Source organism: Dechloromonas sp. H13 (assembly GCF_009469615.1).
GTDB lineage: Bacteria > Pseudomonadota > Gammaproteobacteria > Burkholderiales > Rhodocyclaceae > Azonexus.
Genome location: NZ_SSXX01000007.1, coordinates 1 through 25,603, shown reverse-complemented (window position 1 = coordinate 25,603; position 25,603 = coordinate 1). Strand labels below are relative to the sequence as shown.

The 25,603-nt window shown below is 63.5% G+C and carries 27 protein-coding genes; 16 read left to right on the top strand and 11 right to left on the bottom strand.

Annotated features, from left to right (window positions below; translation table 11 throughout):
- Positions 1–369: 369 nt before the first annotated feature.
- Both GH660_RS14345 and GH660_RS14340 read right to left on the bottom strand, forming a co-directional pair.
- A complete protein-coding gene (locus GH660_RS14345; protein ID WP_228276506.1) occupies positions 370–954 on the bottom strand; it encodes a hypothetical protein in 585 nt (194 codons plus the stop codon).
- A gap of 333 nt (positions 955–1,287) precedes the next feature.
- Positions 1,288–2,145, bottom strand: coding sequence for an amino acid ABC transporter substrate-binding protein (locus tag GH660_RS14340; RefSeq protein ID WP_153147373.1), 858 nt, complete (start codon positions 2,143–2,145; stop codon positions 1,288–1,290).
- Between the two features lie 86 nt (positions 2,146–2,231).
- Between GH660_RS14340 and GH660_RS14335 the strand changes: the two genes are divergently transcribed.
- Positions 2,232–2,564, top strand: coding sequence for a DUF1992 domain-containing protein (locus GH660_RS14335; protein WP_153147372.1), 333 nt, complete (start codon positions 2,232–2,234; stop codon positions 2,562–2,564).
- A 33-nt stretch (positions 2,565–2,597) separates the two neighbouring features.
- Here the strand turns inward: GH660_RS14335 and GH660_RS14330 are convergent, their stop codons facing one another.
- On the bottom strand, positions 2,598–3,143 hold the full coding sequence (locus tag GH660_RS14330; RefSeq protein ID WP_153147371.1) for a flavodoxin: 546 nt from the start codon (positions 3,141–3,143) through the stop codon (positions 2,598–2,600).
- Positions 3,144–3,382: 239 nt separating this feature from the next.
- Here GH660_RS14330 and GH660_RS14325 point away from each other — a divergent pair, with 239 nt between their 5' ends.
- On the top strand, positions 3,383–3,733 hold the full coding sequence (locus GH660_RS14325; protein ID WP_153147370.1) for a DUF805 domain-containing protein: 351 nt from the start codon (positions 3,383–3,385) through the stop codon (positions 3,731–3,733).
- 79 nt (positions 3,734–3,812) lie between these two features.
- Here GH660_RS14325 and GH660_RS14320 read toward each other — a convergent pair whose 3' ends face one another.
- The 4 genes from GH660_RS14320 to GH660_RS14305 form a co-directional block, all read right to left on the bottom strand.
- Positions 3,813–5,273 (bottom strand): DegQ family serine endoprotease, encoded by a 1,461-nt coding sequence (locus tag GH660_RS14320; protein WP_153147369.1) that lies wholly within the window; start codon positions 5,271–5,273, stop codon positions 3,813–3,815.
- Between the two features lie 202 nt (positions 5,274–5,475).
- A complete protein-coding gene (locus GH660_RS14315; protein WP_153147368.1) occupies positions 5,476–6,780 on the bottom strand; it encodes an ATP-binding protein in 1,305 nt (434 codons plus the stop codon).
- Positions 6,777–7,439 (bottom strand): response regulator transcription factor, encoded by a 663-nt coding sequence (locus GH660_RS14310; RefSeq protein ID WP_153147367.1) that lies wholly within the window; start codon positions 7,437–7,439, stop codon positions 6,777–6,779. The genes GH660_RS14315 and GH660_RS14310 overlap by 4 nt, the downstream gene beginning before the upstream one ends.
- Before the next feature lie 49 nt (positions 7,440–7,488).
- Complete coding sequence (locus GH660_RS14305; protein ID WP_153147366.1) at positions 7,489–7,962, bottom strand: YqhA family protein; 474 nt, start codon at positions 7,960–7,962, stop codon at positions 7,489–7,491.
- Between the two features lie 163 nt (positions 7,963–8,125).
- On the opposite strand from GH660_RS14305, the gene GH660_RS14300 reads away from it, so the two are divergent.
- Together GH660_RS14300 and gluQRS are read left to right on the top strand one after the other, a co-directional pair.
- On the top strand, positions 8,126–8,662 hold the full coding sequence (locus GH660_RS14300) for a GNAT family N-acetyltransferase (protein WP_153147365.1): 537 nt from the start codon (positions 8,126–8,128) through the stop codon (positions 8,660–8,662).
- Positions 8,662–9,579 (top strand): tRNA glutamyl-Q(34) synthetase GluQRS, encoded by a 918-nt coding sequence (gene gluQRS, locus GH660_RS14295; protein WP_153147364.1) that lies wholly within the window; start codon positions 8,662–8,664, stop codon positions 9,577–9,579. The genes GH660_RS14300 and gluQRS overlap by 1 nt, the downstream gene beginning before the upstream one ends.
- Here the strand turns inward: gluQRS and clsB are convergent.
- Genes clsB through GH660_RS14275 form a run of 4 tightly spaced genes read right to left on the bottom strand, consistent with a single transcriptional unit; the run spans position 9,554 to position 13,103 of the window.
- Positions 9,554–10,765, bottom strand: a complete 1,212-nt coding sequence (clsB, locus tag GH660_RS14290) for a cardiolipin synthase ClsB (protein ID WP_153147363.1) — start codon at positions 10,763–10,765, stop codon at positions 9,554–9,556. The two genes, gluQRS and clsB, sit on opposite strands and share 26 nt — an antisense overlap.
- Positions 10,755–11,513, bottom strand: a complete 759-nt coding sequence (locus GH660_RS14285; RefSeq protein ID WP_153147362.1) for an endonuclease/exonuclease/phosphatase family protein — start codon at positions 11,511–11,513, stop codon at positions 10,755–10,757. Before GH660_RS14285 ends, clsB begins: the two co-directional genes overlap by 11 nt.
- Positions 11,514–11,519: 6 nt before the next feature.
- The gene (gene nadA / locus GH660_RS14280; protein ID WP_153147361.1) at positions 11,520–12,617 is read right to left on the bottom strand and encodes a quinolinate synthase NadA; all 1,098 of its coding nucleotides are present in this window, start codon (positions 12,615–12,617) and stop codon (positions 11,520–11,522) included.
- Positions 12,618–12,650: 33 nt separating this feature from the next.
- A complete protein-coding gene (locus GH660_RS14275; protein ID WP_153147360.1) occupies positions 12,651–13,103 on the bottom strand; it encodes a rhodanese-like domain-containing protein in 453 nt (150 codons plus the stop codon).
- A gap of 47 nt (positions 13,104–13,150) precedes the next feature.
- Here GH660_RS14275 and GH660_RS14270 point away from each other — a divergent pair, with 47 nt between their 5' ends.
- From GH660_RS14270 to GH660_RS14215, 12 genes are all read left to right on the top strand, one after another.
- Entirely contained in the window at positions 13,151–14,329 is a 1,179-nt protein-coding gene (locus GH660_RS14270) for a cation diffusion facilitator family transporter (RefSeq protein ID WP_153147359.1), read from the top strand.
- Positions 14,330–14,518: 189 nt separating this feature from the next.
- Positions 14,519–15,934 (top strand): type I glutamate--ammonia ligase, encoded by a 1,416-nt coding sequence (glnA, locus tag GH660_RS14265; protein WP_153147358.1) that lies wholly within the window; start codon positions 14,519–14,521, stop codon positions 15,932–15,934.
- 224 nt (positions 15,935–16,158) lie between these two features.
- Positions 16,159–16,626 (top strand): integrase arm-type DNA-binding domain-containing protein, encoded by a 468-nt coding sequence (locus tag GH660_RS14260; RefSeq protein WP_153147357.1) that lies wholly within the window; start codon positions 16,159–16,161, stop codon positions 16,624–16,626.
- Positions 16,610–17,878, top strand: a complete 1,269-nt coding sequence (locus tag GH660_RS14255) for a site-specific integrase (protein ID WP_153147356.1) — start codon at positions 16,610–16,612, stop codon at positions 17,876–17,878. The genes GH660_RS14260 and GH660_RS14255 overlap by 17 nt, the downstream gene beginning before the upstream one ends.
- Before the next feature lie 98 nt (positions 17,879–17,976).
- Complete coding sequence (locus GH660_RS14250) at positions 17,977–18,726, top strand: hypothetical protein (protein ID WP_153147355.1); 750 nt, start codon at positions 17,977–17,979, stop codon at positions 18,724–18,726.
- Positions 18,727–18,887: 161 nt separating this feature from the next.
- Positions 18,888–19,133: a helix-turn-helix domain-containing protein gene (locus GH660_RS14245; RefSeq protein WP_153147354.1), complete on the top strand. Its 246-nt coding sequence runs from the start codon at positions 18,888–18,890 to the stop codon at positions 19,131–19,133.
- 9 nt (positions 19,134–19,142) lie between these two features.
- Positions 19,143–19,505, top strand: coding sequence for a helix-turn-helix domain-containing protein (locus GH660_RS14240; protein WP_153147353.1), 363 nt, complete (start codon positions 19,143–19,145; stop codon positions 19,503–19,505).
- On the top strand, positions 19,495–22,263 hold the full coding sequence (locus GH660_RS14235) for a DUF927 domain-containing protein (RefSeq protein ID WP_153147352.1): 2,769 nt from the start codon (positions 19,495–19,497) through the stop codon (positions 22,261–22,263). Before GH660_RS14240 ends, GH660_RS14235 begins: the two co-directional genes overlap by 11 nt.
- On the top strand, positions 22,250–22,903 hold the full coding sequence (locus GH660_RS14230; RefSeq protein ID WP_153147351.1) for a hypothetical protein: 654 nt from the start codon (positions 22,250–22,252) through the stop codon (positions 22,901–22,903). The genes GH660_RS14235 and GH660_RS14230 overlap by 14 nt, the downstream gene beginning before the upstream one ends.
- Positions 22,900–23,712, top strand: coding sequence for a hypothetical protein (locus tag GH660_RS14225; protein ID WP_228276505.1), 813 nt, complete (start codon positions 22,900–22,902; stop codon positions 23,710–23,712). Before GH660_RS14230 ends, GH660_RS14225 begins: the two co-directional genes overlap by 4 nt.
- Before the next feature lie 120 nt (positions 23,713–23,832).
- Positions 23,833–24,471, top strand: coding sequence for a hypothetical protein (locus GH660_RS14220; protein ID WP_153147350.1), 639 nt, complete (start codon positions 23,833–23,835; stop codon positions 24,469–24,471).
- 305 nt (positions 24,472–24,776) lie between these two features.
- Positions 24,777–25,603: DUF4328 domain-containing protein (locus GH660_RS14215; protein ID WP_153147349.1), on the top strand; the 827-nt coding region annotated here is incomplete at its 3' end.

Sequence of the window (25,603 nt, the reverse complement as noted above, 5' to 3'; positions counted from 1 at the left end):
CTTTCCCACCTGAGGCCCGCGAAGCGCTGGCTGTCGGACGTTTTGCGAGCAATGGCATAAGAACAGGCGTTGGCAAAGCTGGGCGGGGACGCACAATGACCGTAGCGAGCCGAACGGCCGGTACCAGCCGCATTGCGGTCTAGTTATTGTCGAAGTCCCAAAGTCCGCTTTGGCCGAGGACCGGAAGTTGGCCGTGCCGGCCCGAGGGGTGCCGCGTCTCGAGTGGTGGTAATAGTAGGCCATGCAGTGGTCCGGGCATGAGCGTTCGGCTCGAACAAACGCTTGGCACGAAGGGGCAACTACCGTCCCCGCCTCTTGCAGCCCTGTGCGCTCGAGTTGGCAAGCCGTCCCCCTGGAAGCAACGTGTGCTCAGTGTCTTTTTATTGGATTGCCCACCTCGTGGGCGTCACGGAGTTCCCGTGCGCGCGAGACTTCGCGCTCTTCTGCACTCACTGCTGCGGGTTGCTGAAAGAACATTCGAAGCATGCGTCTTTCACCAAGTATCCGGCCCAGTTCCCTGATCACGCAGTAGTTGAGGATGATGACCAGCAGGATGATCTGGAGCGCCCAGAAATGCGGCCACACGATTTCGGACAGCAGCTTTTCGTTGCCGGGAACGATTCCGCCGGCCTCCTTGGCGAAGTCATAAAGTCGCTCCAGATAATGGATGAAGCTTGCGACCGCATAGTAAATGACGGTTTTCCAGACGATGTTGTAAGCCAGCGGCTTCTCCGGAAATCGATTGATCGGCGGCCAAAGGTCGGCGAGCAGGACCGCCTTGCCAAGGATCAGCGCGGCGAGTGCGATTTGGGCGGATGACGTGACCGGCAGCCCCGTGCCCTGTGTCATGAGCGCCCTGACCAGCCCGATGATGTGCAGAGCGATGAAGAAGAAGAGGGTGGGTGGCAGTGCGGCCAGGAGTTCTTCCTTCAGTTTTTCGATACCTTTATTCATTGCTGGTACTCCAAAATATCTCTGGTCGTATCGTATTCACTATGGCGGTATGGCCTGGTTTCGGCCAGGACGCCTCACACGCCGGCGGCTGAAGCGTCCTCGTTGGTGAGCTTCAATCTACGCGTGTAAGGCGAAAAGGCTGAAATCGGTTCCGCAGCCAGGCTTTGCCGGTGTTGCGGGGCGGCAAGGTGGGTTCGCCGGATGGAGATGCAGCCGTTCGATCCCGTTTTCGCCCTTTTTCGGGCGTCGACCGCAACAGGCGGCCAAGGGGCTGCAGGGCGACGCATCGGCCGGCCGCCGCCGACCGAATGCCGCCGCCCCGCAGGTCCGTCCTTACTCGGGCAGGCCGTTGAGGAGGAACATCACCTTCAGGATTTCGCCCGGGTTGCCGAGCGCGCCAAACCAGCGCTGGAGGATGGGGGCGATTTCGCCGGTGCGGTAGAGGCGGGCGAGGGAGCGGTCGACGGCCAGGCGAAAGGCCTGGTCGGGACGCAGCATCAGGCCGTAGGGCTCGTAGGTGAATTGCACCTGGGAGAGTTCGAACTCGTTGCCGCGGCCGCTGCTCAGGGCGGTGGTGACGAGCACGGTGCGGTCGGCGGCGTAGGCATCCGCCTGCTTGGCGAGCAGCGCCTTGAGCGCGGCGTCGTGGTCGGGGACGCGCACCAGCGTGGCGCCAAGCTTGGCCGAGGCGCCCAGCGCGGCGAGCGCCTTCTCGGTGGTGGTGCCGGCGACGACGACGATGCGCTGGCCGGTGAGGTGATCGCTGCCGCTGGGAATGCCGCCCTTGCGGAAGAGCAGGCCGGCGCCGTCGACGTAGGTCATCACGCTGAAATCGAAATCGACGCGGCGCGCCAGCGTCTGCGAGGTGTTGCCGCATTCGAGGTCCACCTTGCCGGAGGCGACGGCGTCGAAGCGGTTCTGGGCGGTCACCGGCACCCACTGGATGTCGAGCTTGTCGACCTTGAACTGTTTGGCGAGATCGCCGGCCACGACCTTGCACAGGTCGATGCTGTAGCCCTGCGGCTGCTTGTCGTCGCCGACGAAGGAAAAGGGCGGCGAGTTTTCGCGGTAGCCGAGGCGGATGGTCTTGCTCTGTTCGATCCGGGTCAGCGTCGAATCCGCCGCCGTTGCCGGCGCGGTGCCGACCAGCGCCGCCACGAGGGCCACGCCGAAAGCCAGTTGCTTGTGCATTGTTGTTCCTTGTTGGGGTTTATGAATCCGGAATGATAGCGAATCGCCGGCCGGTTGGGGTGCCTGGCGCGTGCTAACCTGAAGCCATGAAGCGCGTTTTCGAACTGCTCGCCGAACGGCGCATCGCCGAGGCCCTGGCGCGCGGCGACCTCGAGCATTTGCCGGGGGCCGGGCGGCCGCTGGTGTTCGACGACGATCCGCTGGTCCCGGCCGAGCAGCGGATGTTCAGCCGCGTCCTCCGGCAGGCCGGTTTCGTGCCGAACGGCGTGCTGCTGCGCAAGGAGATCGCCGAGCTGCGTCGCGAGATCGCCGCCCTGCGTCGCGAGATCGCCGCCCTGCCGCCGGGCGAGCGGCGCGACGCGGTGCGGCGGCATCTGCTCGAACTCGTGCTGCGCATCGACGAATCCCGCGAGCTTTAGCCGGTCGACCGCAACCGACGCGCCGTTGGCGCTTCAGGCCAGCTTTTCCAGCAGCAGCGGTTTCACCTGCGCCAGCCAGGCGTCGAGGCGTTCGTCGGTGTGCATGCCCTGCGTGCGCTGGTCGATCACCAGGCCGACGAAACGGCCATCGACGACGGCAGCGGAGTGCTGGAAGGTGTAGCCGTCGGTGCTCCAGTCGCCGACGATCTCGGCGCCGAGGTCCTTGAACACGCGGTAGAGGGCGAACAGCGAGCTGGCGAAGCGTTCGGAGTAGCGTTCCTGGGCGCCGAGGCCGAAGAAGGCGATGCGCTTCCCGGAAAAATCCGCCGCCGGCATCCCGGCGAGGAACTCGGCCCAGTTCGCCTCCAGGCAGCCCACGTTGCGGCCCGGAATCTCGCCTTCGCCATAGCTCGGCGTGCCGAGGATGAAAGCGTCGTATTGCAGCATCTCGTCGGGCGCGATGCGATTGACGTTCACCGGCTTGGCGGCGATCTCGTCGCCAAGCTTCTTCTGCAGTTTCTTGGCGACCAGCCGGGTCGTCCCGGTTTCGGTGCCGAAAAATATTCCGATCTGTTTCATTGCGGGCGGCCTGAGGAGTTGGATTGGAGGGGTCAAGCAATTCATACGCCATCGCTACCGCGGGGCGGGCGTCCGCCCGCAATCCCGCGCCGGGCGGCCGTTGCGGGGCGCGACCGGGGTATGGCGTGGCAATCGAATGCGACGGCGTTGTGGCCTTTCGCACATTGGCCGCCGCTTTCCCGAACGTCATCCGGTGCTAGACTGCGTCGCGAATGACATTCCGCTTAATGGGGGAGTAAATGCACTGGTACCTGACGGTTCTGCGGAAATACGCGGTGTTCAGCGGGCGGGCGCACCGCATGGAATACTGGATGTTCTTCCTGATCAACACGCTCATCGCGATGCTGATCGGCTTCGTGACCGGCCTGATCGGCGCCGCGCTCGGCCTGGGTTCCGGCTTTGGCTCCACCGCGAACAGCCTGTACAGCCTGGCGGTGCTGGTCCCCGGCATCGCCGTCGGAGTGCGCCGGCTGCATGACAGCGGGCGTAGCGGATGGTGGCTGCTGCTGCCGCTCGTGAACCTGATCATGCTGTGCTATGACAGCCAGCCGGGCGAAAACGCCTACGGCCCGAACCCTAAGGAAGCGTAGGGACGTAAAAAGGCCGGGGCTGGCCGGGCCGCCTGGCGGCGGTTACCGAACAGCCCCGGCCTCGCGGCCGGCGTTCCCGTCAGCCGAGTTCGACCGGGATGAAGATGCGCGAGTTGCCGCGTTCGACGAGGACGGCGATGCGCTTGCCGGCCTTGTTCACCAAGTCGCGCAGCTGCTCGGTGCCGGTGATGCGTTCGCCGTTGACCGAGAGCACGACGTCGCCCGGCTTGATGCCGGCCTTGGCCGCCGCGCCGGCGACGTCCTGCACGACGACGCCGCCGGCGCCTTCGGAACGGCGCTGCTCGTCGGCGTTCAGCGGGCGGACGACGACACCGAGGCGGCCCTTGGCGGCCTGCGGCGCTTCGGCGCTGGCCACCTTCTCATCCTGGAACTGGCCGACCGGCACGTCGATCTGGCGCGCCGCACCGCTGCGCCAGACTTGCAGCTTCGCCATTTCGCCCGGCTTCATGGCCGAGACAATGGCCGGCAGTTCGCCCGAACTGGCGATCTCCCTGCCGTTGATCGCCAGGATCACGTCGCCCGGCTCCAGCCCCGCCTTGGCCGCCGGGCTGTCCTTCTCGATCTGGCCGACCAGTGCGCCGCCCGGCTTCTTGAGCCCGAAGGCGTCGGCCAGCGTCTGGTTAACTTCCTGGATCGAGACGCCCAGACGGCCGCGCTGCACCTTGCCGGTGGTCGCCAGCTGCTGCTGGACGCGCATCGCCAGGTCGATCGGGATGGCGAAGGAAATGCCCTGGTAGCCGCCGCTGCGCGAGTAGATCTGGGAGTTGATGCCGATCACCTCGCCGGCCATGTTGAACAGCGGGCCGCCGGAGTTGCCGGGGTTCACCGCGACGTCGGTCTGGATGAAGGGGACGTAGCTGCCGTCCGGCAGGTTGCGCGAATTGGCCGAGATGATGCCGGCGCTGGCGCTGTTGTCGAAGCCGAAGGGCGAGCCGATGGCCAGCACCCAGTCGCCGACGCGCGTCTGTGCCGGATTGCCGATCTTCACCGTGGGCAAATCTTTCGCGTCGATCTTCAGCACGGCTACGTCGCTGGTCTTGTCGGCGCCCAGCACCTTGGCCTTGAATTCGCGCTTGTCGGTGAGCTTGACCGTCACCTCGTCGGCGCCGTCGACCACGTGGGCGTTGGTCAGCACCATGCCGTCGGCGCTGACGATGAAGCCGGAACCCATGCCGCGCACCGGCGCTTCGCCGCGCGGCCCGCCGCGGTAGCGGCGGAAGAATTCGTTGAGCGGATGGTCCTCGTCCAATTGCGGCACGCCTTCCGTCTCGGCGCCCGCCTTGCGCGAACCGGAAACGCTGATGTTGACCACCGCCGCCCCGTTGCGGGCGACGATGCCGCTCATGTCCGGCAGCTGCGCGCCGGTGGTCGGCGCCGCGGCGCTGATCGGCAGGGCGACCGGCGTTGCCGCGTTTGCGACCGGTGCCGGCGCCTGCGCGTAACCCGTGGCATAGGCGCCACCGACAGCCGCCGCGACGGCAGCCGCGGCGACGCCCAGTTTCAGTTTGTTGGCATTCATGGCATTCCTCCTGTCAGGTTGGCCGGGCGGAAGCGCCCGGCCGTTGCGACCAGAATGCCAGAGGGAAACTTAAGGGCGACTTAAGGCCGGCTGCCCGCGCTTGTCCGGAAACGCCCGGCCGGCGGACGGGGGTTCATTTTTGCCCTTTTGGGGCCGTCGACCGCAGCGGACGGGATTTGCGCGCCGGCCCCGGGGCGAGGCGTCAGGCGCGCTTGGGGAACACCACCCGCGCCCGCAGGCCGCCGCCGGGAGCGTCGTCGAGCACGACCTCGGCACCGTGGCGGCGGGCGATGGCGCGGACGATGGCGAGGCCGAGGCCGCTGCCGCCGGCGGACTCGCCGGCGCGGCGGTAGAAGCGGTCGAAGACGCGGGCGCGCTCGGCGGGCGGGATGCCGGGGCCGTTGTCCTGCACTTCCAGCCACGCGCTTGCGCCGTCCATACCGCAAGCGACGTCGACCCGGCCGCCGGGCGGGGTGTAGCGCACGGCGTTGGCGACGAGGTTGTCGAGCAGGGTGCGCAGGGCGTCGGGCTGGCCGGCGACGGCGGCATCGGGCGCGCTTTGGGCGAAGCCGAGGTCGATGTTGCCGGCAGCGGCCAGCGCGGCGTGGTTGACGACGCTTTGGCGGCAGAGCTCGACAAGGCGGACGTCGACCGGCGCTGGCGGTTCGGCGCCCGGTTCGGCGCGGGCCAGCGTCAGCAGCTGGGAAACGACATGGGTCGCGCGTTCGAGCCCGGCACGCAGGTCTGCGAGGCCGGCGTGGCGTGCAGTGTCATCGGTGGCACGCTCGATGAGCTGGGCCTGCAGCTGCAGGGCGGCGAGCGGGGTGCGCAGTTCGTGTGCGGCGTCGGCGATGAAGTCGCGCTGGGCCTTGAGCGCCCCTTGCAGCCGGGTGAGCAGGTCGTTGAGGGCGCGCACCAGCGGCAGGGCTTCGTCGGGAACGCCGGTTTCGGCGATGGGGTCGAGGGCGTCCGGGGTACGCCGGGCGACCGATCCGGCGAGCCCGGTCAGCGGGCGCAGTTCGCGCCCGACGACGAACCAGATGAGCAGCGCCGCCAGCGGCAGCAGCACGGCGAAGGGGGTCAGGGTGCGCAGCGCGGCGCTGGCGGCGATGCGGGCGCGCACGCTCATCGGCTGGGCGACGGCGATGGTCTGGCCACGGTGCTGCACGGCATAGATGCGCCAGGCGCCGCGCGCGGTGCGCTCGGTGGAGAAGCCCATGCGGGCGACGTCCGGCAGTTCGCCGTGCGGGCGCGAGTAGTAGATGGTCAGGCCGTTGCGGTCCCAGATGCGCAGCACGAATTCGAGGCGCTCGTCACCGGCCAGGGCGCCGGCATTGCCGCTGAAATCCTGGTCGCGCACGGCCAGCGCGATCTGTTCGAGGTGGTAGTCGAAGATGCTGTTGGCTTCCTCGCGGGCGGCGCCGTAGGTGGCCCAGGCGCCGATGACGAGGACCAGGCTGATGGCTGCGATCAGCGTTAGCAGTAGCTTTCTGCGGATCGAGTTCATGGCTGGCGCGGCACCATGTAGCCGACGCCGCGCACGTTGCGGATCCAGTCGCTGCCGAGCTTGCGGCGCAGGGCATGGATGTGCACCTCGACGGCGTTGCTGCCGATTTCCTCGTCCCAGCCGTAGAGCCGTTCCTCGAGCTGGGCCCGCGAGAGCGGGACGCCGGGGTTTTCCAGCAGGGCGTGGAGAATGCCGAATTCGCGCGCCGAGAGGTTGACCGGCTCGCCGCCGAGGCGGACTTCGCGGCTGGCCGGGTCGAGGCTCAAGGTGCCGTGCGCGATGACCGGGGTCGCCCGGCCGCCGCGGCGGCGCAACAGGGCGCGCAGGCGGGCGGCGAGTTCGTCGAGATCGAAGGGCTTGACCAGGTAGTCGTCGGCGCCGCTGTCGAGGCCCTGCACCCGGTCGGCGACGGAATCGCGGGCGGTGACGACGAGGACCGGCACCGGGTTCTGCTGCCGCCGCCAGTGCGCCAGCAGTTCCAGTCCGCTGCGGCCGGGCAGCCCGAGGTCGAGCAGGATGGCGTCGTAGGCGGTGGTCGCCGTCGCCAGTTCGGCGGCCTTGCCGTCGCGCACCCAGTCGACGGTGTAGCCGTCCTGGCGCAGCCCGGTACGCAGGCCGGCGCCGATCATGGCGTCATCTTCGACTACCAGCAAACGCATGATGTGATGTCGGCCCGGGCGCTACGGCACGGCACGCGGTGCGCCCGGGTCAATGCTTTTTCCCCTTGGCCACCAGGTACAGGATCAGCACGCCGATGACCATCGCCAGGGCGCCGCCAAAGCGCAGCAAATCCCGCTGCCCGTCCCAGCCCACCGCCTCGCGCAGAAAAAGAACCGCCAGCACGGCGATCACGCTGCTGACCAGTTGACTCTTGAGGTCGTCGAGATCCTGGAGTTTCAGCCACTTCGGCAAAGGAAGCTCGGGATCGACAAACAGGCGATAGAGGCCGAGGCCGATGATGTGGGCGACAATGGCGATCAGGAAGATGTCGATGGCCTCGATCAGGCCGACCGCCATCAGCTTGGAGACCTTGGGCGAAATCGTCCCGTCGTGGAGCATGTCGATCAGGGTGGAAATCACCACCAGCCCCTCGTAGAACAGCAACGCGATCGAGGCGATGATGATGCCGATGACGGCGACGCAGGTTAAATATCGGCTCAGGGCGAGCAGGCGGCTAAGCATCGAATGGGACTCGGGCTGGGTTAGCCGGATGGGATACCGGCGGGCAACATCATCACACAGCGACACGGGTTTGTGAATGTGCCGGGCGGCGTGATGTCGGCCATTGCCTGCGGTCGTGCCGGGGTGCTGCTAGACTTGCCGCTACCAACAAGGAGTATTGAAAATGACCGACGCCCGTCATTACGCCGTCCGCGAAACGCTGCGCAATGGCCTCGAGGTCCTGATCCGCGCCCTCCACCCGGACGACGGCGAGCGGATCGCCGAGGCCTTCGCCAAGCTCGACCACGAGTCGGTGTACACCCGCTTCTTCGGCCCCAAGACCGGGCTGACGGAACAGGACTACCGGACCATCCGCGAACTGGACTTCGACACCCGCGTCGCCCTGGTCGTCACGCTGATGGAAGGCGGTCGCGAGATCATCATCGCTTCCGGCAGCTACAGCCGCTTCGCGCCGGATGCCGCGGAAGTCGCCTTCATCGTCGAGGAGGACTACCACGGCCTCGGCATCGCCCGCCGCCTGCTCCAGCATCTCGGGCGGATCGCCGGCGAACGCGGCATCGTCCGTTTCGAGGCCGAGGTCCTGCCGTACAACAACGCGATGCTCAAGGTCTTCGCGGCGAGCGGCTGGCCGCTGAGCAAGCGCAGCGAGGACGGGGCGATCCACATCACGCTCGCCCTCGGGGGCGCCGCCGCGTCCTGATGGCGGCGGTGCCGCCCTACCGCGGCCGCTTCGCGCCGTCGCCGACCGGGCCGCTGCACTTCGGCTCGCTGGTGGCCGCCGTCGGCAGCTATCTCGATGCCCGCGCGCACGGCGGCGAATGGCTGGTGCGCATGGAGGATGTCGATACGCCGCGCAACGTGCCTGGCGCCGCCGACGGCATCCTGGCCACGCTGGAAGCCTACGGTTTCGCCTGGGATGGCCCGGTGCTCCGGCAGAGCACGCGCCTGGCGGCTTACGCGGCCGAGCTCGAACGCCTGCAGGCGGCCGGGCTGGCCTACGGTTGCGCCTGTTCGCGCCGGGAAATCGCCGATGCGGCGACCCACGCGGCGGTCGATGGCGGCCTCGCCTATCCCGGCACCTGCCGCAACGGCCTGCCCGCCGGGCGCGTCGCGCGGGCCTGGCGGCTGCGCGTGGACGATGCGGCGACCGGCTTCGTCGACCGCCTGCAGGGGGTGGTCGTCCAGCATCTCGAACACGATGTCGGCGACTTCGTGCTGCGCCGCGCCGATGGCCTCTTCGCCTATCAGCTGGCGGTTGCGGTCGACGACGAATTTCAGGGCATTTCCGACATCGTGCGCGGCGCCGACCTGCTTGCCTCGACACCGCGCCAGATCTGGCTGCAGCGCTGTCTCGGCTATGCCACGCCGCGCTACGCGCACCTGCCGGTGGCGACCAACGCCGCCGGCGAGAAGCTCTCCAAGCAGACGCTGGCGCCCGGGCTGGAAGCCGGGCAGGCGGCGGCGATGCTGGTGCGCGCCCTGCGTTTCCTCGGTCAGGCGGCGCCCGACGAACTTGCGAGGGTGGGCGTCGGCGACGTCTGGGCCTGGGCGCACGCGCACTGGTCGAGCGCCGCGATTCCGCGCCGGCTGGCTATTCCGCTGGTGAATCCGCCGTAAGTCCGGGCGTTTCCTCGTCGGCCTGCCAGTGCTTCGGGCCGTAGCCGGTGAGGCCGACCAGCAGGCGCACGACGCCGTAGGCCAGCCAGCGCAGCAGCTTGGAGTGGAAGGGCTGCCGCGACAATTCCTCCGGCAGCATTTCGCGCGCGCCGTCGGCCATGGCGTCGTGGATGCTGCGTTGCAGTTCGCCGGCGAAGCCGGCATCGCGCACCACCAGGTTGGCCTCCTTGGCGATCAGCAGGCTGAAGGGGTCGATGTTCGACGAGCCGACCGTCGCCCAGTAGCCGTCCACCACCGCCACCTTGGCGTGCATGAAGCTCTTTTCATATTCGAAGACGCGGATGCTGTTTTCCAGCGCCGCGGCATACAGCGCCTGGGTGGCGAAGCGCAGCAGCGGATGGTCGGTCTTGCCCTGCAGCAGCACGGTGATGCGGACGCCGCGGCGCGCCGCCGCCTGCAGGGCGCGGCCGAAGCGGACGCCGGGCAGGAAGTAGGCGTTGGCGATGAGGATTTCGCGCTGCGCCGAGGCGATGGCATCGAGGTAGGCGTTCAGGATGTCGTGGCGATGGCGGATGTTGTCGCGGATGAGAAAGGCGGCCGCCTGGTGCCCGGCTTCGTCGCAGAAGGTCGTGACCGCTCGTTCCAGCCGGAACCGGTGCTTGAAATTGACCCAGGCGACGATCTCCCACATGCGCCGGGCCGCGTGGTGCATCTGGCGCAGGACCGGGCCTTCCAGGCGCACGGCATAGTCGTAGCGCGGCCGCATGTCGGCCGGCGCGTTGTCGTCGTCGATGATGTTGATGCCGCCGACGAAGGCGACGCGCCCGTCGATGACGACCAGCTTGCGGTGCAGGCGCCGCAGGCGGTGGCGGCGCAGCCGGAAGCGGCCGATTTCCGGGCGGTAGATCATGGCGCGCACGCCGGATTCGGCCAGCCGCGGCATGAAGTCGGTGGCGAAATTGCGCCCGCCGAAGCCGTCGACCGTGACATTCACCTGGACGCCGCGCGCGGCCGCCTGGCACAGGGCGCTGGCAACGGCATGGCCGACCTCGTCGTCGGCGAAGATGTAGCTTTCGAGGTAGATCTCGGCTTCGGCCGCCTCGATTTCGGCGAGCAGGGCCGGGAAATACTGGGCGCCGGAGTTGAGCAACGCCAGGCGGTTGCCCGGCAGGAACTCAGCGGTCATGCCGCGCCAGGTGGGCCGACAGCGCGGCGTGGTCGGAAATGGCGGACCACGGCTGGCCGTGGTGCACCTCGGTGCGGTGAACCGCGAAGCCGCGCACGTAGATGCGGTCGAGGCGGAACATCGGCAGGGCGGCCGGAAAGCTGCGGCAGGGTGCGCCGTCGTGCCGGCTGAAGACTTCGGTCAGGCCGAGGCGTTGCGTCAGCTGCTGGCCGGCGCGGTTGCTCCAGTCGTTGAAGTCGCCGGCGATGATCAGCGGTGCGTCGTCGCCGGCCTGGCGCTCGAGGTAGTCGGCCAACGCCGTCATCTGGCGCCGGCGCGAATAGCCGAACAGTGACAGGTGCACGCAGACGCAGTGTGCCGCCGGGCCATCGGGCAGCGCGATGCGGCAATGCAGCAGGCCGCGCTTCTCGAACTGCAGGTGGGTGACGTCCTGGTTGTGCGCGTGCAGGATGGGAAAGCGCGAGAGGATGGCGTTGCCGTGGTGGCCGTGGTCGTAAACCATGTTGTGGCCGTAGGCCGAGGCGTGCCAGACGTCCTCGGCGAGAAACTCGTGCTGCGGCGCATCCGGCCAGTCGTCGTGATTTTCCGCGTGGCCGAGGTGCAGGCCCTGCACCTCCTGCAGGAAGACGATGTCCGGGTTGAGCCGGCGCAGCCGCTCGCGCAGCTCATGCACCATCATCCGCCGGTTGAATTGCGAGAAGCCCTTGTGGATGTTGAAGGTCGTGACGTGCAGCGCCGGCTTGCTCATGGCGGCTCAGGAAATCGCCAGCATCCGGTCGAGGGCCAGGCGGGCCAGCTTGGCCTCGTGCTCGGGCACCTTGATCTGGTTGACCACCTTGCCGTCGACCAGGTTTTCCAGCGTCCACGCCAGATGCTGCGGGTCGATGCGCTGCATGGTCGAGCACATGCAGATGGTGGTCGCCATGAACTGGACGATCTTGTTCTGCGGCAGGACTTCCTTGGCCAGGCGGTCGACCAGGTTGAGCTCGGTGCCGACCAGCCAGCGCGTGCCGGCCGGCGCTTCCTTGATGGTCTTGACGATGTGCTCGGTCGAGCCGACGTAGTCGGAAGCAGCGCAGACCTCGAAATTGCACTCCGGGTGGGCGATCACCAGGCCGTCCGGGTACTTGGCGCGGAACGCGTCGATGTGCGATTTCTGGAACATCTGGTGCACCGAGCAGTGGCCCTTCCACAGCAGGATTCTGGCCTTCCTGATCTGCTCGACCGTCAGGCCGCCCAGTTCGAGATCGGGGTCCCAGACGACCATCTCGTCCATCGGGAAACCCATCTGGTAGCCGGTCCACCGGCCGAGATGCTGGTCGGGGAAGAACAGCACTTTCGGGCGGCGCTCGAAAGCCCATTTGGCAATCGTGCCGGCGTTCGACGAGGTGCACACGATGCCGCCGTGCTCGCCGCAGAAGGCCTTGAGGTCGGCGGCGGAGTTGATGTAGGTGACCGGTGTCACCTCGTTCTCGACGTCGAGCACTTCACCCAGTTCGCGCCAGCAGCGCTCGACCTTGGCGAGGTTGGCCATGTCGGCCATCGAGCAGCCGGCCGCGAGGTCGGGCAGGATGGCGATCTGGTGCGGCGCCGTCATGATGTCGGCGACCTCGGCCATGAAGTGCACGCCGCAGAAGACGACGTATTCGGAATCGGTCTGCGCGGCCAGCTTGGACAGCTTCAGCGAATCGCCGGTGAGGTCGGCGTGCTGGTAGATGTCGGCGCGCTGGTAGTGGTGGCAGAGGATGACGGCCTTCTTGCCGAGCTTGGCGCGGGCGGCGCGGATGCGCTCCTGGCACTCGTCGTCCGCCAGGTTGTTGAACGGGGTAAAGGCGATCGGGATCGATTGCATGCTGTTCTCTGGAATGTCGTTCTGATGGCCGGGTCAGCCCTGGTGCCAGGGGAGTCCGGCGTGGCGCCAGCCGCCGACGGTGTTGCGTCGGCCATTGGCGTCCTTGTCGCCCTCGAATCCTTCGAGGATGTTGTAGCAGTCGTTGTAGCCGGCCTCGGTGGCGAGCCGGGCGGCGCCGTCCGAGCGGGCGCCGCTGCGGCAGAGGAACATGACCACGGATTCCGGATCAACCTGCCGCTTCAGTTCGGCCAGGAAATTCGGGTTGCGTGCGCCGCCCGGGTACTGGTTCCATTCGATCTCGACGGCGCCGGGTACCCGGCCGACCCAGTCCCATTCGGCCCGGGTCCGCACGTCGACCACCTTGGCACCAGGCGCCAGGCGCAGCACCTCGAACGCTTCCGGCGGCGTCAGCGCGCCTTCGTACGGCAGGCCCATGGCCTTGCCGCGCTGCTGCGCCAGGGTCAGGATCTCGGTTAACTTGCCCATAATCTTCAACTGATAAAATCTGAGACTAATAGTATAGGGCACACCTCATGGCTCACGAGCATCACCATCACCCGCCGCAACGGGCCTTGCCGGCCGAGCGCGCCGCCGAGGCGCAACGGGCGACGTGGGTCAGCGTTGCCGTCAACCTCCTGATGACCGTCGCGCAGATCGTCGTCGGCTGGCTCGCCCATTCCCAGTCGCTGATCGCCCACGGCCTGCATTCGTTTTCCGACCTGCTTTCGGATTTTCTCGTCATCTACGCCAGCCGGCAGAGCGCGCATCCGGCCGATGCCGCCCATCCCTACGGCCATGCCCGCGTCGAAACGGCCGCCACGCTGGTCCTCGGCGCCTCGCTGGCGCTGATCGGTGGCGGCATCCTATGGCAATCCGGCCTCCGTCTGCAGCATGTCGAATACCTGCCGGCCGTCGAGATGTCCGCCTTCTGGGTGGCCATCGCTACCGTGGTGGCCAAGGAGGGGCTCTATCGTTACCTGATCCGCGTCGCCGAGCGCTTGCGCTCGCAACTACTGATCGCCAACGCGCTGCATACGCGCGCCGATGCGGCGTCGGCGCTGGTCGTCGTCGTCGGCATCGGCGGCGCGCTGCTCGGCTGGGGCTTTCTCGATCTGCTGGCGGCGGCACTGATGGGCTTTATGATCCTGCGCATGGGTGTCGGACTGGCCTGGGGGGCGCTCAAGGAGCTGATCGACACCGGGCTCGAAGCCACCCAGGTCGAGGCGATCCGCAAGACTCTGCTGGCGACGCCGGGCGTGCTCGGGCTGCATGCGCTGCGCACCCGGCGCATGGCGCACCAGGCGCTGGTCGACGCCCATGTCCAGGTGGATGCCCGGATCAGCGTCTCGGAGGGGCATCGCATTGCCGAGTCAGCGCGCGCGCGTGTGCTGCGCGAACACCCGGCGGTGCTCGACGTGCTGGTTCACATCGATCCGGAAGACGATCTCGACCCGGATTTCACCGTCGCCCGCCTGCCGTCGCGCGAGGCGCTGCTCGATGAACTGGCGAAACTGCTGGCCGATCTGCCGCCGCCCGAGCGCGTCGTGCTCCACTATCTCGGCGGGCGCGTCGAGGTGGAGGTCTTCCTGCTGCACGATTCGTTCGCCAGCCTGCCGGCGCTGCGCCTGGCCGAGGGCGTGCTGGCCGAACGCATCAAGGATCACCCGGCAATCCGCAGCATTTCCCTGAATTTTCACATCGCACCAAATTAGTGCTATTCATCAAATGTTGGCACAAAATTGGTGCGTCAAAACTCTGGCGATATGCCGCATCTCCTTGTGGCAAAATGTGAAGTTCCGCAGACAGGCATTGGCACACTTTCTGCTAAATCCGTCCCGTTGCGATTTTTTTGATTGTCGCCGGTTCCGCCGGCATCTTGTTTAGTTAGGAGACTGACGCTTATGGCAACCCCGCAAGACGTGATGAAGATGGTCAAGGAAAACGACGCCAAGTTCGTCGATTTCCGTTTTACCGATACCCGTGGCAAGGAACAGCACGTCACCGTGCCGGTCTCCGCTTTTGACGAAGACAAGTTTGAAAACGGCCACGCTTTCGACGGTTCCTCGATCGCCGGCTGGAAGGGCATCCAAGCCTCCGACATGCAGCTGATGCCTGACCCGGACACCGCCTACGTCGATCCGTTCTTCGACGAAACCACCGTCGTTCTGACCTGTGACGTCGTCGATCCCGCCGACGGCCGTGGCTACGACCGCGATCCGCGCTCCATCGCCAAGCGCGCCGAAGCCTACCTGAAGTCCTCCGGCGTCGGCGACACCGCCTACTTCGGTCCGGAACCCGAATTCTTCATCTTCGACTCCGTCGAATGGAACGTCGACATGTCCGGCTGCGCGCTGAAGATCTACTCTTCGGAAGCCGCCTGGACCTCCGGCGAGAAGAGCGAAGGCGGCGGCGGCACCGGCCACCGTCCGACCGTCAAGGGCGGCTACTTCCCGGTTCCCCCGGTCGACAGCCTGCATGACATCCGCTCCGCCATGGTTCTGGCCCTCGAGGCCCTCGGCGTGCCGGTCGAAGTCCACCACCACGAAGTCGCCACTGCCGGCCAGTGCGAAATCGGCACCGTCTTCTCCACCCTGGTCAAGCGCGCCGACTGGACCCAGATCCTGAAGTACGTGGTGCACAACGTGTCGCACCAGTACGGCAAGACCGCCACCTTCATGCCGAAGCCCATCGTTGGCGACAACGGTTCCGGCATGCACGTTCACCAGTCGATCTGGAAGGACGGCAAGAACCTGTTCGCGGGCGACGGCTACGCCGGCCTGTCCGAGCTGGCCCTGTTCTACATCGGCGGCATCATCAAGCATGCCAAGGCCCTGAACGCCATCACCAACCCGGGCACCAACTCGTACAAGCGCCTCGTGCCGCACTACGAAGCGCCGGTCAAGCTGGCCTATTCCGCCAAGAACCGTTCCGCCTCGATCCGCATTCCGTACGTCGCTTCGACCAAGGCACGCCGCATCGAAACCCGCTTCCCGGATCCGATCGCCAACCCGTACCTGTGCTTCTCGGCGCTGCTGATGGCCGGTCTGGACGGCATCCAGAACAAGATCCACCCGGGCGATCCGGCCGACAAGAACCTGTACGACCTGCCGCCGGAAGAGGACGCGCTGATCCCGACCGTTTGCGCCTCCCTGGAAGAAGCCCTGGCTGCGCTGGACAAGGATCGCGAGTTCCTGACCCGCGGCGGCGTCTTCTCCAACGACTGGATCGATGCCTACATCAACCTGAAGATGGACGAAGTCAACAAGGTCCGCATGACCACGCACCCCGTGGAATTCGACCTCTACTACTCCTGCTGATGTAAAGCTGGTTTTCAGTGCGTAGCAGTAAGACGCACGAAACCTTGCAAAGCCCGGTAAATCCGGGCTTTTTTACGTCTGTAAGTTGCCATTAGAGGCAGTGCTGCGCATAATGCGTGAGTAGCCAGATACGGGGCTAGCTACTCAAGAGCTTTTGGCTGGCTACTCAGTGTGGCAAAAACCAAGTAACGATGCGCGTTTCGGGGTGATTCGTCGAGGTGGCGATGGCTGGAATTACGGACAGGATGGTTCGCGGGTTGGTTGTTGATGCAATCAAGGCTGGTCGTCGGGTCACGCAAGCCGATGGAACGGTTCCTGGCTTGACGATGCTCGTTTCCGGAACTGGCTATGCCGCCTGGCGTTTTCGATACTGGCTGGCCGGCAAGCACAAGGCTGTTGCAATCGGGCCATATCCGAAAATCGCTATAGCCGAGGCACGAGAGATTGCAGCCGGGTTTCGCGTAAGCGTGGCGAACGGTGTGGATGTGGCTGAGGAAAAGCAGGCTAACAAGGAATTGGCAAAGCTGGAAAAGGAAGAGGCGCTGCTAATCGCTGAGGTGAAGGCATTGGAGCAGCAACTTGTTCAGGTTCATGAGTGGATTGAGCAATGGTGGCAGTCGGCAAGTAAGGCGAAACGAGTAGCACTGCATCGTCAATGGAAGGAACGGGCGAAAAGTGGCAGGGATAACTGACAAGGAAGTTCGGGCGCTGATCGCGAAAGCCAAGCGCGAGGGGCGTACTGCAACGCAGGCCGATGGATTCATTCCCGGCCTGACGCTAACCGCCTCCAAGGTGGGAACGGCTTCATGGGTGGTGCGTTATCGAACCGCCGGCAAGCAGAAGGAAGTCACCATTGGTCAGTTCCCGGCGTGGGGGATTGCGGATGCGCGCGAGAAGGCGAAAGAGTTGCGCCGGGCTGTTGATGAGGGCGTCGACGTTGCGACTCAGAAGCGGATGGACAAGATGGTTTCCGCCGAAGCCGTTACCCTGGACGAGCTGGCCGCTGCCTATTTCGAGAAGGCCGAAAAGGAGATGCACAAGCACACTTTCAAGCAACGACGCAGCATTCATGAGCGCTTCGTTTCTCCGGTGATTGGCACGTTCCCCGCCGCTGCGGTCACACCCAGCCATGTCCGCGAGGCAGTAGCGAAGAGCCTGTCCGCTGGAAAGACGCTGCCTAATATCACGCTGATTCACATTGCCCAGCTATTCCACCACGCCGTGGGAAATGGCGTTTGTGATGCAAACCCGTGCCGCGATCTGAAGCTATCGGCCATCGTCGGAAAGCAGGATGCTCCGAAGCAACGCACCGCCCTGACTGCTATCGAATTGGGCTCCTTCCTGCCTGCTCTGGAGACGATCCCGAGGCAGTACGCCCTGGCGATACGATTGTTGCTGCTGACCGGTGTTCGAGTCAGTACGCTGACCGAAGCGAAGATTGCGGAATTCGACCTTGATGCCGGGCTGTGGTCGGTGCCTTGGGAGCGGCGCAAGAATCGACGGCACACAACCGGTCCATTCGTCATTCCATTGCCGCCCGCTGCGGTCGACTGGCTTCGTGAGTTGATCAAGCTGGCTGGCCGCAGCGAGTATCTGTTGCCCGTCGAATCACGACGCCATAGTGATGCACGCAACCCGATGTCAAAGCGGATCACGGTCGGCGACTGGCTCGACAAGATGCAGGGATGCGGCCAAGACTGGCGCCGCGTCACACCCCACGATCTGCGGTCGACCTGTAAATCCTGGCTGTCAGCCTTGCGGGTCGATTACGAGACCCGGCAGCGCTACCTAGATCATGCCTTGGAGGGCATGGATGCCGTGTATGACAAGGCCGACTTCATCGATCACCGCCGTGCTGCTGCTGAGTTGTGGCTCGGTTTCATGAACGACCGCGAAGCCGGGAAGGCGCTGGCGACCGTGGTCAAGATGCCAAACGTGGCATAACAACGAGTTTGCCGCGCCTACCTCGACGGAGGGAAAACCGGGCGACCCTTACCCGGCGGCGCGGCTTCTGATTGAGGGCAAAGCGTGAAAGGGACGCTATGAAAATCAAATTGCCTGAAAGGTGCTTTTTTACAGTTGATCAGTTGGCGGCGAGATGGGAAGTGTCACCAGACGACATCAATCATCTATTTGAAACTGGCCAACTAACCAAGCGTAGCAAAATGGCTGTGCTTGAGGGAGGGCCAGATGCCGAGTACGTCTCGTTCGATATCATTGAATCTCCATATGGAACAGATTTTGATCTCATGCCTTCAGAGGGGCTGGGGTATTTGATTGATGGCATACATTTTGGGCGCGAGGTTCGGGTAAATATTTATCTCGACGATGTAACACGCTTGATGCCGCAAGCAGAGATATATGCGTGCGTTGAGAGATTCATTGCTTCTCATTTTCCGGACAGGGCGGTGCATGTTGTCGCCATTGAAGACGTCATTGCTTTTGAGCGGGAATATGCATTCCAGGAAATAAAAGAGACTTGCCCTCCTAATGAACCGGCTTCCGCAACTATAAGAATACTGCCTGTCTCAAGTGAAGTTACCAAGGTATCTCAGCCCTACGACGCGCCGAAAATAGAAATTCGCGGCGACATCTTCCGCAGACTGCAACGGGCGATTTCCGCATTTCCTAGCCGTTACCCTGACTACAAAACCGAGCAGCCAAAGCTAACTATTGACGTTAGGGCATGGCTGAAAGAGGTTTCACTGGCAATGAATGATCGCGAGGCACATGTTTTTGGGGCGATTATCGCCGAGCACTTTGACCTTTCGGGTGACACCCAGAAAACCTAGGCACCGCAATGGTTTCGGGTGTTACCTGACACCCAATAAGGTGTCCGACACCCAATTACCTGTCACCTGACAGGTAATTGAAATGCTGGCATATGCAGTAAATAGACAGACATGCCAGTTCAGCGCCACAAGGCGCTGATGGCTCCGACTAGGAGAACAGCATGTCATTCGAACAACATCGCGGTAAGGCGCTCTCGCCTGAAACCGTAGCAACCGCAACAGATTCCAGTGTTTCCCAGGTTCATCGTTGGATTCGTGAAGGAAAAGTCAAGGCCACGAAACTTGGCTACCGGATGACTCGCATTGACGGCGATTCGCTTGCGGACTTTCTCACCAGCCGACTTGCGACACCTCGCCCGCCACGAGGCAAGGCTGCAAAAAGTTGTGTAATGGCCGCCAAAGTCTGAGGTGGCGATATGGACAACAAAAATAAAAAAGCCGCACAAGCGGTAGGTACAGGCACGGCTTCGAAAACCACATTCGATAACCGCACTAGTACCCCGCCAATCGTGACCGGCCAATGTGCAGAGGTGTATGGCCTGATCCGCCAGCTTCAGCCCGTGGTTTCGTTCGTGCTGAATGCCGACCATGCCATTCCAGAAACGGCGGCGCGGGTGCATAACCTGCAGGCGATGGGCTTCAACATCCTGACGACCATCCTGCCGGAAGTCGAATTTCGCGGTGTGATCCGGCGCAATGCTGCCCTGTATTCCCTGGGTTCGCCGGAATGGCCGCGTCCTGGCTTCTTTGAGGAAGACGAGAGTGAAGATGCAGATTGATCCTATCGGGCAATTCCGCGATGCTATCCAAGCGGCGGGCCTGATTCCCCCGGCTGCCATTGAAGCCGATGGCAAGCTGCGCCGCTTTTCCAGCAACGGCAAGAAAGCCGACGATGCAGGCTGGTATCTGCTGCACGACGACGGTATTCCTGCCGGGAGCTTTGGCGACTGGCGCACCGGAATCATGCAGACCTGGCGGGCCGACATTGGTCGCACGCTGACGGCTGGCGAAGAAGCAGCACACCTGGCCAATGTGGAAGTCATGCGGCGCGAACGTGAAGCCGAAGAAGCCCGGCGCAAGTCGGAAGCCAAGGCCAAGGCGGAGGCGATCTGGCAGAGGGGCGAACCGCCCGACGACCATCCGTATCTGATCCGCAAAGGTATCAAGGCCAGCGGTGCGAAGCTGTACAACGATGCTCTGCTGATCCCGATGCGAGCCGATGGCGATATTCACTCGCTGCAATTCATCGGGCCAGATGGCGATAAGCGCTTTTTGACGGGCGGACGGGTAAAAGGCTGTTACTTCAGCATTGGCAACCCCAAGGGCGCGGCGGCGCTGTGTATTGCCGAAGGCTTCGCAACCGGCGCAACGATCCATGAAACGACGGGCTACCCCGTAGCGGTGGCGTTCAATGCCGGGAACGTAGGCGCGGTGGCCAAGGCGATGCGCGACAGGTTTCCCGACCTGCCTTTGATCCTGTGCGCCGATGACGACACCCAGACCGAAGGTAACCCCGGCCTGACGGCAGCAACCGAAGCGGCGCGCTCTGTTGGCGGCTTGTTGGCACTGCCTGACTTCGGCACTGATCGGCCAGCGGGGGCAACTGACTTCAACGACATGGCGGCGCTTTGTGGGGCTGAAGCGGTACGGCAGGCGATCGCCGGGTTGGTTGAGCCTGAGAGGCAAGAAATCAACGAAGTTGCAGAAACGGAGGTATCAGAGGTATCAGAGGTGCAAGCCAGTAACGACGGGCCTTTGGCTGATACCCCGAACGAAAACGGTGAGGTATCAGAGGTATCAAACCAAGCGGAAAACCCAGTTCCTACCGAAATCGAGCGCCCGGCCTATCGCGTCTTTGATGACTGGCTGGAACATGGTGGGGCCAAGTATCGGGCCGGGGTTTGGTATTTCAGCACGGATAAGGACGGCAACCCGGTGCAGTCCTGGGTTTGTTCCCCGGTGCGCGTGGAAGCCGTGACCTTTGACGGCAGCGACAACAATTTCGGGCGGTTGTTGCGCTTCAAAAACACCTTGGGCCGTTGGCGTGAATGGGCCATGCCGATGGATTTGCTCAGAGGTGCGGGCGATGACATGCGCGGCGAACTGTTGAGCATGGGCGTGGAAATCGACCCGTCAGCCAAGGCGCGGAACCTGCTGGCATCCTACCTACAAGCCAAGCCGCCAAAACGCCGGATGCGCTGCGCCCTGCAAGTCGGATGGTGCGATGGTTCGTTTGTGCTGCCTGATGCAGTGATCGGGCCGAAGGCTTCCGGCGTGATCTTCCAGAGCGGCGAACGTGGGCACGACGAACACACGACAGGCGGAAGCCTGCAATCCTGGCAGGTGGATATTTCGGCGCGAGCTGTCGGTAATCCGCTTTTGCTGCTGGCGCTGTCGGCATCTTTTGCCGGGCCGATGTTGGCGCGGTGCAATGCGGAAGGCGGCGGCGTTCATTTCGTAGGCGATTCATCCACCGGCAAAACGACCTTGCTAGAGGCGGGTTGTTCTGTCTGGGGCGGGCCGAACTATCGGCGCAGTTGGCGAGCTACGGCCAATGGCATGGAAGGTGCGGCGGCACTGTTCAATGATTGTCTGCTGGCGCTGGACGAAATCAGCGAATGCGATCCGCGAGAGGTGGGCGCCATTGTCTATAGCCTGGGCAACGGGCGCGGCAAGCAACGGGCCGGGCGATCCGGCAATGCGCGGGGCGTCACTCGCTGGCGCTGTTTCATCCTGTCGAGCGGGGAGCGGAGCATTGCCACAACGATGCTCGAAGGCGGGCACCGGGCCAAAGCAGGGCAAGCGGTGCGCCTGCTGGATATACCTGCGGCGCGAACGTTCGGCGCCTGGGACAGCCTGCACGACCTGCCGAGCGGCACAGCGTTTTCGGATGCGATCAAGCGGGCATCCGTAACGCACCACGGACACGCTGGGCGGGTCTTCCTTGAAAAGCTGACCCGCGACAACCGGGACTTCTGCGCCCTGCTCGAAAGGATCAAAGGCTTGCCCGTACTTTCTGCCGAAGGTGGCGAAGGGCAGGACAAACGAGCAGCGGGCCGCTTTGCCTTGCTGGCGCTGGCGGGTGAAGTGGCGACCGAATACGGCATTACCGGCTGGCCGGAAGGCGAAGCCATCAAGGCGGCAGCGGAAGGCTTCAGGGTATGGCGGGCCATGCGCGGCAAAGGAAACGATGAGCGGCGGCAGATTCTTGAGAAGGTTTCCGGCTTCATTGAACGGCATGGCAGCGGGAGATTCTCCGATGCGGACGCGACCAGCGAGGCACCGATACGTGACCGGGCTGGATGGTGGAAAGAAAGCAACGATAGCCGCGAATATCTCTTTACTGCGGAGGGAATGCGCGAAGCCTTGAAGGGCTTTGATTTCAACCGGGCGCTGGATGTGTTGCAGGAAGCAGGCGCGCTGCCGGTGCCTGGGGCGGATGGCAAGCGGGCGAAGTTCTACCGCATTTGCGGGCACGGAATGAAGCTCTACCCGGTTCAAGCTGAGAAGCTGGGGGGCGATCATGGCGCTTGCTGATCTGCTGTTGAAATTGGAAGGCAGGGAAGTTGATACCTCTGATACCTCATGCAACCCGCCAGAGGTATCAGCGAAACCCGCGCCAAATAAGGCTTGCACCCTTGATACCCCTGATACCTCGCAGAATATCAGTGCGGACGATTGGGCGCTGTTCAATGCCTGGCTGTTTCATTTCACTGACCGGGACGACCTGCCGGTGACGTTTGCGCCTGCCGTGGATCATGCGGCGCCGCTGGCCTATTACCCCGGTGCGGTAGCAGCGGAACCGATAGCCGAACGTACGCAGCGCAAGGCGACCAAGGCCGAAGCCGAGGAAATCACGGCGCTGGTACAGGCGATCTACGCCAACGACACCGACGACGACCAGGCCGAAGCATTGGCCGTGGCACTCGCTGATCCTGATGGCGCTTTGCCCTGCTATCGAACGATTGCCGAGGATCGAGGCATTACCATAGCTGCGCCTGTGGTGGGCATGGTGAAAGCTTGCGGATGCTGCCAACACTTGGCACGCCCCGGCAAATCAGAAGGCTATTGCGGGGGGCGGGATGACCTACCCCATGCCTATGGTGCGAATCATCCTTTGCGGCGGCTTCCTGCTGATCGTGGGGCATCTTGCGATCGATGGAGGGCTGGGCAATGACCAAAACAGACGGCACCAATCCGATAGTGCTATTTCCGACCGTGGAGGAATCCGCCCCCGTCGTGAAGGCCGGGAACTATGAGCCAGTCAAAGGTAACGCCCTAAAACATGGCATCCTTTCGCGCTTGGTTGTCCTGGCCCATGAGAGCTACAGCGAGTTTGCCGACATGCTGGCGGCGCTGGTCGATGAACACCGACCGGCGGGCATGACCGAACGGCACCTGATTGAAGAGCTGGCGACCATCATTTGGCGAAAGCGGCGGGTCTTGCTGGCCGAAGGCGCGAGAATTAACGAAGGCTTGAAAAGCGCGGTCAACAGTGCAAAGTCGGTGATTACCGCAGCCGCACCGTTTCAGCGTGGCCTGGCCGACGAGACTTCCGACTTACGGGAATTCATGGATGGAACACCCGAAGAGCTTGCCGAGCGTCAGCGGGATGCAATGCTCGACCTTGAAGCAACCAAGAAAGCGGCGGCGATCCTCCGCAAGGGCGGGCCGAATGCCTACACCAAGGCGCGTCGGGCGCTGCTTCCAGAGTCCCGCGACTATTGGGAGGAGCATGTCGAGGATGAAAGCTACCCGGCGACTGCCGACGGGCTTGCGCAATTCATCCGCGAAACCTTGGAGCCAATCTGCTTGCGCATGGAGCGCGAGGCGCGATTTACCCCGGCGATCAAGGCGCAAACCCTCGGTGAGGGGCTACCGGCGCACCGATTGGAGCAATTGAACCGCTACGAAACGCACCTTGACCGGAAATTCGAGCGCACTTTAGCCATGCTTTTGAAGCTAAAACAGCTTCGCGGAGCATGAGACCGGAGACTGTCAAAACCGGCGCAATGCCATACGGGGCGAGGATTTCGGCAAGAATCGGCAAAAACATCATTGCAAACTTGCCAAATGATTTAGGCAAATCTCGAAAGGAAAAAAATCATGGGCGGCTATGGTAGCGGACGCGGGCAACGCGGCAAGAACACAACCAGTGATATGCGGGCGCTTGATGTTCGGCGGCTGCAACGTGATGGGCTGCTGATACCCGGACAGGCTTTCGGCTGGAACTGGATGCGTCATGGCGAAACGGTGGCCTCAATCCAGATCAGAACGGAAGTCGACCGCTTAATTCTCGACTATCGAAGCCGAAGCAACGGCGGCGAGTGGCAGGCGATGGAATACCCGGTGCGGGTGGCATGGACACCCTGCAACCTGGGCGGGCGGCGGGCGTGGTTTCGCTGTCCGGCGCCAGGCTGCGGGCGACGGGTGGCGATCCTGTACGGCGGCAGCAGGTTTGCCTGTCGGCACTGTCATAGGCTGGTCTATGACTGCCAACGGGAACCTGACCATGACCGGGCGGTACGGCGGGCCGACACCATCCGGCGGCAGCTAGGGTGGGAGCCGGGTATCCTGAACGGCAGCGGTCGGAAACCGAAGGGCATGCACTGGCGCACCTTTGAACGGCTGCGGGCTGAACACGATGCTTTCGTGAATGCAGCGCTGGCCGGGATGGCGCAAAGCCTTGGGCTGGTGAATCGGCGGCTGACTGGACTGTGGGATCACCTGATCGGGGGCGGGTGAATCTGTTTCGCAAAAACGTAGGCACCGTCAGACGTAAAAATCCAGACTTGATCTGACACCGGATGTTTGATCAAAACTCAGCCAAAAGGCGACGGTCGAGGTGGCTATCCAATTCCTATAGCTAAGGCATCCTCAGAACCAGTCGAGTGTCCGGTATTCAGCAAGCAAATTGAAGGCTGCTCCGTCTCGACCCGGCCAGAAGCGGGTATCGCGGGTTGCGTTCTAATGCCGTCAGTCGGGGGCTCTTGGAGTATGCTATTCGGGTGGGGTTATTTACTAGTTGGTATTGGAACAGGCGAATTGACATGAGCCGCGAACAACTCGAAGGCGCGAAAAAGCTATTCTTCATCCTACTCGGCATCGACATCGCTGCCACTGCTATTGTCGGTTTCAATGCCTTCTCGACTGTTGGTACATTGCGAGAGGTGCAATCCGGTGCCCGAAACATTGATCAGTCGATGATCAGCAGCCTTGAGTTTTGGGATGGCTTCTCCAGGCTCCTATTTTTTACCGTGATCGGTGTTGGCCTGGGCTTGGTGAAATGGCTGAATGCCTGCTACAGCTTCGCAAAGCAGACGATTGGGGCAACCGGGTTCAAGAACGAGCGCTGGACTGCTGCCGGCTGGATCATCCCGATCTTTAACATGTTCAAGCCGTACCAGATCATCAACGAAATCTACAAGGCGGGTAGCAATGGGTACGATGCCTCTGATGACTGGAAAAAGGAGAGTGGCTCCGGCGTACTGCTTACTTGGTGGATATTCTGGGCCGTGACCCATGTCGCTGGCTGGATTCTTGGCAGGCATTTGATCCGCACCGCCGTCCGGGATGACATTACTATTCCCCAAGCAATTGGGCTGACGGAGTTGCAAGCCTGGTTGTGCATGACTTCCATTGTTATCGCCGGGTTATGGTTCTGGGTTGCCAACCTGCTCACTCAACGGATGTTGGATCGCAGCCCCATTCCGGCAAATGCCCTGTCCGCAAAGAATGACATACGCACAATGAATCGCCCCGGAACCTCTAGACGCTCCGTAGCCTTAAACTTAGGCAAAAGGAGAAGTCATGAGCAGCAAGCGTTATCCGGAAGAATTCAGGATCGAGGCGGTCAAGCAGGTCACGGAACGAGGTC

Coding starts and splice junctions, on each gene's coding strand:
- GH660_RS14345 (WP_228276506.1), bottom strand. CDS start 954: ATGAATAAAGGTATCGAAAAACTGAAGGAAGAACTCCTGGCCGCACTG.
- GH660_RS14340 (WP_153147373.1), bottom strand. CDS start 2,145: ATGCACAAGCAACTGGCTTTCGGCGTGGCCCTCGTGGCGGCGCTGGTC.
- GH660_RS14335 (WP_153147372.1), top strand. CDS start 2,232: ATGAAGCGCGTTTTCGAACTGCTCGCCGAACGGCGCATCGCCGAGGCC.
- GH660_RS14330 (WP_153147371.1), bottom strand. CDS start 3,143: ATGAAACAGATCGGAATATTTTTCGGCACCGAAACCGGGACGACCCGG.
- GH660_RS14325 (WP_153147370.1), top strand. CDS start 3,383: ATGCACTGGTACCTGACGGTTCTGCGGAAATACGCGGTGTTCAGCGGG.
- GH660_RS14320 (WP_153147369.1), bottom strand. CDS start 5,273: ATGAATGCCAACAAACTGAAACTGGGCGTCGCCGCGGCTGCCGTCGCG.
- GH660_RS14315 (WP_153147368.1), bottom strand. CDS start 6,780: ATGAACTCGATCCGCAGAAAGCTACTGCTAACGCTGATCGCAGCCATC.
- GH660_RS14310 (WP_153147367.1), bottom strand. CDS start 7,439: ATGCGTTTGCTGGTAGTCGAAGATGACGCCATGATCGGCGCCGGCCTG.
- GH660_RS14305 (WP_153147366.1), bottom strand. CDS start 7,962: ATGCTTAGCCGCCTGCTCGCCCTGAGCCGATATTTAACCTGCGTCGCC.
- GH660_RS14300 (WP_153147365.1), top strand. CDS start 8,126: ATGACCGACGCCCGTCATTACGCCGTCCGCGAAACGCTGCGCAATGGC.
- gluQRS (WP_153147364.1), top strand. CDS start 8,662: ATGGCGGCGGTGCCGCCCTACCGCGGCCGCTTCGCGCCGTCGCCGACC.
- clsB (WP_153147363.1), bottom strand. CDS start 10,765: ATGACCGCTGAGTTCCTGCCGGGCAACCGCCTGGCGTTGCTCAACTCC.
- GH660_RS14285 (WP_153147362.1), bottom strand. CDS start 11,513: ATGAGCAAGCCGGCGCTGCACGTCACGACCTTCAACATCCACAAGGGC.
- nadA (WP_153147361.1), bottom strand. CDS start 12,617: ATGCAATCGATCCCGATCGCCTTTACCCCGTTCAACAACCTGGCGGAC.
- GH660_RS14275 (WP_153147360.1), bottom strand. CDS start 13,103: ATGGGCAAGTTAACCGAGATCCTGACCCTGGCGCAGCAGCGCGGCAAG.
- GH660_RS14270 (WP_153147359.1), top strand. CDS start 13,151: ATGGCTCACGAGCATCACCATCACCCGCCGCAACGGGCCTTGCCGGCC.
- glnA (WP_153147358.1), top strand. CDS start 14,519: ATGGCAACCCCGCAAGACGTGATGAAGATGGTCAAGGAAAACGACGCC.
- GH660_RS14260 (WP_153147357.1), top strand. CDS start 16,159: ATGGCTGGAATTACGGACAGGATGGTTCGCGGGTTGGTTGTTGATGCA.
- GH660_RS14250 (WP_153147355.1), top strand. CDS start 17,977: ATGAAAATCAAATTGCCTGAAAGGTGCTTTTTTACAGTTGATCAGTTG.
- GH660_RS14245 (WP_153147354.1), top strand. CDS start 18,888: ATGTCATTCGAACAACATCGCGGTAAGGCGCTCTCGCCTGAAACCGTA.
- GH660_RS14240 (WP_153147353.1), top strand. CDS start 19,143: ATGGACAACAAAAATAAAAAAGCCGCACAAGCGGTAGGTACAGGCACG.
- GH660_RS14235 (WP_153147352.1), top strand. CDS start 19,495: ATGCAGATTGATCCTATCGGGCAATTCCGCGATGCTATCCAAGCGGCG.
- GH660_RS14230 (WP_153147351.1), top strand. CDS start 22,250: ATGGCGCTTGCTGATCTGCTGTTGAAATTGGAAGGCAGGGAAGTTGAT.
- GH660_RS14225 (WP_228276505.1), top strand. CDS start 22,900: ATGACCAAAACAGACGGCACCAATCCGATAGTGCTATTTCCGACCGTG.
- GH660_RS14220 (WP_153147350.1), top strand. CDS start 23,833: ATGGGCGGCTATGGTAGCGGACGCGGGCAACGCGGCAAGAACACAACC.